Origin of the sequence: Acidaminococcus intestini DSM 21505, assembly GCF_000425045.1 — a bacterium.
Classification (GTDB): domain Bacteria; phylum Bacillota; class Negativicutes; order Acidaminococcales; family Acidaminococcaceae; genus Acidaminococcus; species Acidaminococcus intestini.
Genome location: NZ_AULA01000002.1, coordinates 175,041 through 181,040, shown reverse-complemented (window position 1 = coordinate 181,040; position 6,000 = coordinate 175,041). Strand labels below are relative to the sequence as shown.

At 51.1% G+C, this 6,000-nt stretch carries 5 protein-coding genes; all 5 read left to right on the top strand.

What is annotated here, in order from left to right:
* The first annotated feature begins 555 nt into the window (after window positions 1-555).
* A complete protein-coding gene (locus tag H503_RS0101940; protein WP_009015946.1) occupies window positions 556-1,194 on the top strand; it encodes an IMPACT family protein in 639 nt (212 codons plus the stop codon).
* Window positions 1,195-1,254: 60 nt separating this feature from the next.
* Window positions 1,255-2,499: an SH3 domain-containing protein gene (locus H503_RS0101935; protein ID WP_009015947.1), complete on the top strand. Its 1,245-nt coding sequence runs from the start codon at window positions 1,255-1,257 to the stop codon at window positions 2,497-2,499.
* 80 nt (window positions 2,500-2,579) lie between these two features.
* Window positions 2,580-3,137, top strand: coding sequence for a hypothetical protein (locus H503_RS0101930; protein ID WP_009015948.1), 558 nt, complete (start codon window positions 2,580-2,582; stop codon window positions 3,135-3,137).
* An 83-nt stretch (window positions 3,138-3,220) separates the two neighbouring features.
* A complete protein-coding gene (locus tag H503_RS0101925; protein WP_009015949.1) occupies window positions 3,221-4,129 on the top strand; it encodes a VirK/YbjX family protein in 909 nt (302 codons plus the stop codon).
* A gap of 100 nt (window positions 4,130-4,229) precedes the next feature.
* Window positions 4,230-5,468 carry a hypothetical protein gene (locus tag H503_RS0101920; protein ID WP_226828616.1) on the top strand — a complete coding sequence of 413 codons (1,239 nt, stop codon included), beginning with the start codon at window positions 4,230-4,232 and terminating at the stop codon, window positions 5,466-5,468.
* Window positions 5,469-6,000 lie beyond the last annotated feature (532 nt).

The following is a 6,000-nucleotide window of genomic DNA, read 5'->3' as shown; positions in this document are numbered from 1 at the left end:
TCCATTTACCTTTTTCGAATATGGCTCCAGATTGGCCCAGATGCTAGGAATAACGCGAAGCAGGCTGACGACGTCGTACAAGATTTGGGTACTTCTAGGAAGCCTGCCGCGTTTGACAACGCAGATGGACCGATATGGACTGTAGGCGAAAAAGGTTTCCTACATCATCCGAAAAAATTCCAAGAAGTGGCTCGCCCGACGAAGGCATTTTTTCGGGCGTCTTTAACATGAAATTGTGTATCGCAACATTTTACGATGCGCCATGCCTTCATTGCCACCTCATAAATCTTGAAAAGGCAATGAAGGCACCTCGTGCAGAGAATCGGAGCGATTTTTGCTCCGAGTAAAAATAAAAGGGGAGCCCGACGTCTCCCTACGAGCGGTAGCGAGGAACATTTTTCGATGGGCCCCGCTCATCGCAAGACGCGGCCAACGCGATTCGGCTGCAGGCCCGTGTGACCAAAAAATCAATTCGGCGCCCTCCCGTAGGGCGGTTTGGCGCCGGCCCCTAAAAATGCTATAATATCCCTATCTATCAGAAGGGAGCCTTCATCCTTGTACGTCATCACACGCAATGTCCAGACGGAACTTGTGGTCCAAAAATCCCGGTTCCTGACAAGTTTATACCGCGTTTCTACTGAAATAGAGGCACAGGCCAAGATCAAGGCCCTCAAAAAAGAATATTGGGATGCCAATCATAATTGCACGGCCTATATCGTCGGCATCAAGCCCCGGGCGGAGCGCTCCAGTGACGATGGGGAGCCGGCGGGTACGGCAGGCGCGCCCATGCTTGAAGTACTGCGCCAAAAAGAGCTCTATAACGTCGTTGCTGTGGTGACCCGTTATTTCGGTGGAATCAAATTGGGTGCCGGCGGCCTTACCCGTACCTATGCCAAGGCTGTTTCAGAAGCCATCAAGGCAGCAGGGCTTTCCCGCATGGTTCCCATGGGGGACTATGCCTTTACCTGGCCCATTGATGATGTGGGGCGGGTCTTGAACCATCTTTATGGCAAAGCGCTTTTTTCTGTCAAAGATGTTCAGTATGATGCCCAAGCAACCATTATCCTTACCTGTAAGCGCACCGATCGGGGGGACGTGACGCATTTTCTTACGGAAAGTCTGCGCAGCGCGGTTACCCTTGAGGAGCGGTGCCTTTTTGAAGCAGAAGAACCGCTGGAAGCGTCCCATTCTTGACCCTGCTTCACAGATACAGTAAAATAGGGGTATTAAGGAAGAAGAAGGAGACTGCGCACAATGTTAAAAAAGACAATGGCCATCCTCATGAGCTGCGCCTTCCTGGGAACAAGTGTCCCCGCATGGGCAGCTGTCAGCGCTGTTAGTGCGCCTGTTCGGACCGTAACGCGGACGGAGCAATCCGTGACCGTGGAATGCCCGGTAGTGACAGGCGGAACCAAGGCGGCAACGGATAAGATCAATTCGGCCCTTTCGAGCAAAGTGGCCTCTTTTGTAAGTGAAGCATCGACCCTTGGCGGAGGTAAGGTCCATTATGACGTTCATCGGGCTAACGACAACGTCATCAGCCTGACCCTCGTCATGACGCCGGAAATGGGCGTTGAAGAAACGCAGGGCATGACTTTTGACCGCAAGACCGGCGAGCTGAGGCCCCTGAGCTATTATTACAGCGGGACCGATCTGGAAAATCGGACCCAAAGCGGCCTTCAGTACCTGTATGACGTTGATCCGGCAAAAGCAAAGGCCCTTCCTGATACGTATTATGTCGATGACGATGGAAGCATCATCGGTCTTTACCACGCTGGTTCCATTCTCGATAAGAGCGAGGGCGAAGTAGAAGTCAACTTGTCCGCGTCGGAAATCCCGCCTGATACGGTTTCTGCTCCCGCACCCAAGAAGGAAACGCCCGCTCCTGAAGCGGCGTCTTCCAAGACGGATGAAGCTGCGGCTGCGGAAACACCGGCCCCAAAGCAACCGGCTGCGGAAACACCGGCTGAACCCCAAGAAACTTCCCCGTCTGCGGACGTGGAACCCCCCGCTCCGGCACAGCCTACTAAGCAAGCGCCAGCGCAGCCTGCCGTACAGGGGAACCCGGGCCATGTCCAGGGAACGGAAGTCCGCATGAGACGAGGACCGGGTCTTGATCAAGATATCATTGGTGTCTTTGATGACGGGGAAGCCCTGAGCGTCCTTAAAAGCGATGTGGCAAGCGGCATGAAGTGGTATGAAGTGACCCGTGCCAATGGAGCTACCGGCTGGATAGCTGCCGATTACTGTGTCGTTGCTGATGAATACAACGTTCCCAGCGGTGCCGTCCAAAATGGACGCAAGGGCGTCATTACCGGCACGGAAGTCCGCATGCGCGGCGACGCCAGCCTTAACGGCGACGTCCTGGGCTACTTTGAACAAGGGGAGACGGTCACCATCCTCGACGCTGCCGATGGCGGCGGCATGAACTGGCTGCGCGTCAGAAGGGAAAACGGCGAGACTGGTTGGGTCGCTGCTGCCTACTGCAAAGAAGCCTAATTTATTGACTCTATGGTCAATTTCCTAATTTTATGGTACAATCGCTCTATCATCTTGAAAGTAAATAGGAGGCCCTACAAATGAATAAATTCCTTAAAATGGCTGCTGCCGCGCTTTTCGCTGCTTTTCTCGTCCTTCCCGGCATGAGCCGCGCCGACGCTGCGATGAAGCTTGCCGTCGTGCCGCTCATCATCGGTGAAAATGTGGAAGACGACGCAGGTCTCAAACCCATTGCCTACAGTACGGAAGTTTCGGAACTCTTCCAGTATCCGGAATACGACCTTGTTGATTCCGATACCGTAAGAAAAGCGGCCCTTGCCCAGCAGGACAACCTTTTTACCAAAGAAGGCCTGGAAGCCATCGCTAAAGCCAGCGGTGCCGACTGCGTTGTGGCCATGAGTGTTGACAAGTTCGACGTGGAAGAAGATAATTTCCGCCGTGAACCGGTGACGAAACTTCGTTTTGAAGGAAAGTTTGCCACCATCAACATGCTGAATGGCAGCTACAAGGAAGACCATTACCGCTTCCGCGATGAACGTGAATCCGGTGCCATCCATCCGAAGTTCGATTATCCCCATAATCGCTTCCAGTACCTATGCAAACGGGAACTGAACAAGGCCATCAAGAACAACAAATAACATGCTGAAAGGGGCTGTAACAATTCACCTTGTTGCAGCCCTTTTTCTTAAGCGGACGCCTCATCGAAGAAAGGATGGAAGAAATGGATTGGAACGAGATCCGGGAAACCGGTCACGCCTGTTATAACTGCTCACATCTCAAGGAACGCAAACGTTACTGGATCTTTTTGCTGCGCACCTATTTTCATCAAAGGGAAATGGAAGGACTCCAGCTTTTTTTTCATGAAACACCGATACGGGCAAGGATCCGGGCCGGTATGCCCTGCCTCATGGAACAGGCTACACGGGCATTTTTTTATAAAGGAGCTTCCTTTGCTGACCGCATTGCCCTTATCAAGCAGCACATCATCCATCTGGAAACGCACCTGACGGATGACTTTCTTTTAAAGATCTACGAGGCCCATGACAAGATCACCCTTTGGGCCGATACCTTTGAGGAAAAGCCCCTTACGATGGACTTGTTGTTCCATCCGGGTCAGCGCAAGGAAGGCTGCCTGTCTTTGGTCCTCCATTGGGGATCTCTTGACTTTTACCAGATGATGTTCTGGTTTGGTCTATCTCCTGAAACGGGAAAACCCGCTCTTTTTGTGGGGGCCCTTCAGGGAACGACCTTAGGAAACGAGGCTGTCAAGGCCATGACCAAAAAATTTTTTGGCTACCGCACCAAGAACCTGATCTTTTATGGTCTTCGCACGGCAGCCGGCCTCATGGGGGCAGAAACCATCTATGCCGTGACCAATGCAGGGTATTATGCCATGAATCATGTCCGTATGGACCGCAAGCTCAAAACCAATTTTGGCGACTTCTGGGCGGAATGTGGGGGCACGCCCACACGGGACCCGCGCTTTTATGAAATCCCCTTGGAGGAGCATCGCCGTGATTTGTCGGAACTGAAGCCTTCCAAACGGGCCAACCACCGCCGCCGCTATGAACTCATGGATCAGATGGCAGAAAGTATAAAAGCCGCCCTTGCGCCGTGGCAGGCTCGTTAACCGGTTGTCAGCAAACTGTGAAAAATTTAGTTTTACTACCGCAAGCTTTTCATTTATGCTACAATGAGGGGAGAATTTCAGTGTGAAAAATCTGACGGAGGTGTATCTCTTGAAAAAACAAATCCTAAGTATGATGATGGCCGCCCTCGTAAGCCTCACTTGTCTTACACCGGCTTTTGCGGCTGAATCCCTTGCTTCTGGCACTGTGTCCGATAAACTGGGTGTATCTGAACAGTTCCTTTATGGGACCGAACAGAGTGGGTCGCTTGTTAGCCGTGTGGATAAGATGGAAAAGGACCTTTATGGGCAAACTTCAAGCGGCAGTGTCATGAGCCGTGTGGACCGCGTCTATAATCGCCTTGAAGGTACGCCAAGCGGCACGCAGCTTTCCATTGCTGCCCAGATGAACGCCATTGAGTGGCAGTTTGCTGACCGTATGAGTGATGAAGGCGTGAAGACCCGAATCGGGAACCTTGAAACGGACCTGTTTGGGACCCAGTACACGCAGGATACAATTCTGTCCCGCCTGTCCCGCCTTACAAAGAGCGCCTTCCCCTCAGGCAGTCTTTCCCGTCAAACCGTGACGCTTCCGAAGGATTCCCTTATCAAAATCAAATTCATGGAAGACATCAACAGTAAAACGGCCCAGGCCGGTGATAAAGTCGATTTTATTGCCGATGACAATGTGTACGTTGGGGAAGCCCTCGTCCTGCCAAAAGGCGCCCGAGGCAATGCAACAATCAAAAAAGTGGTACAGCCCCGCATCTTTGGCCGCGATGCCCGCATTGACATCGACTTTTCCTCTGTGACTGCCGTAAACGGGGAAAAGATTCCTGTGACAGTTGGGGAGCTAGCGAAACAGCAGGCCAAGACCGTTGCTGGTGCAGCCGGTGCTTCCATTGGCGGCATGGTTCTTTTTGGACCGGTGGGGCTTGTTGGCGGCGCCTTTGTCAAAGGAGCCCAAGTGACCATTCCGGCCGGCAGCAACACCTATGTCCAGGTCCTTGAAGATACGACCGTTCAAGGAATCGTGCTCCAAGGCGCATCGACTGCAGGCGTCCAGGCAGTTCCTGCCAGTGAAGAAGAACGGGAGGATAAGCTTGATACAGTGGATAAGCCGGCCGTAAGTGAAAAGAAGACGGACAAGGCTGATGATAAGAAAGCTGTAGAAAAAGAGGGCGATGATAAAGCAGACGCCGAAACGGAAAAGACCCTCGCCGCTGACGAAAAGAAAGACGCCGACGTGAAAGACGCCGACAAGAAAGCCAATTCTCATAACGACGAAGACGCTGAATATGATGAAGACGAGGACGTCGATCTCGATCTTGCTGAAGAATAAAGACCATAGGAATCCTAATGGGACCATGAAGAAATGATAGAACCATTTCTTCATGGTCCCATTTTTGTTTTTCTTATGATGTGAGGAGAAAAGAAAAGGGCGTAAAACACTAAATCAGGGAGGGAACCTGGGACGGCTTTAGGAAAAGGGCGCCGTGACGAACGGGGCAGGGGCGCCAACGTCCTAAAAAAGCCTGCTGGGGGAGGACCTTTTGGTCATGAATAAGTTATCCCCTACTTTCATACCTAAAAGGTATGGAAGTAGGGGATAACAGGCTATCGGCAGTATACTACCGATTGAAATGAGGAGAATGGACAGATATCGTGATTGTATATGGATAAAAGACAAATAAATGCGGTAATAGGAAGATAAAAGTGTAAAAGTTAGGACATAATAAGTAAAAAGATCATAGAGTGAACTGAAGGAAAATAACCATGTAAAATAATATAAAAGAAATCGCGATGTCAATGGATAAAAAGTGATAAAATCGCGATTATGATATTCAAAATTCTGATAGAAAATATATAATTAT

Bases quoted from the DNA above. Each gene is read 5' to 3' on its own strand.
- H503_RS0101935 (WP_009015947.1), top strand. From the start codon at position 1,255: ATGTTAAAAAAGACAATGGCCATCCTCATGAGCTGCGCCTTCCTGGGA.
- H503_RS0101930 (WP_009015948.1), top strand. From the start codon at position 2,580: ATGAATAAATTCCTTAAAATGGCTGCTGCCGCGCTTTTCGCTGCTTTT.
- H503_RS0101925 (WP_009015949.1), top strand. From the start codon at position 3,221: ATGGATTGGAACGAGATCCGGGAAACCGGTCACGCCTGTTATAACTGC.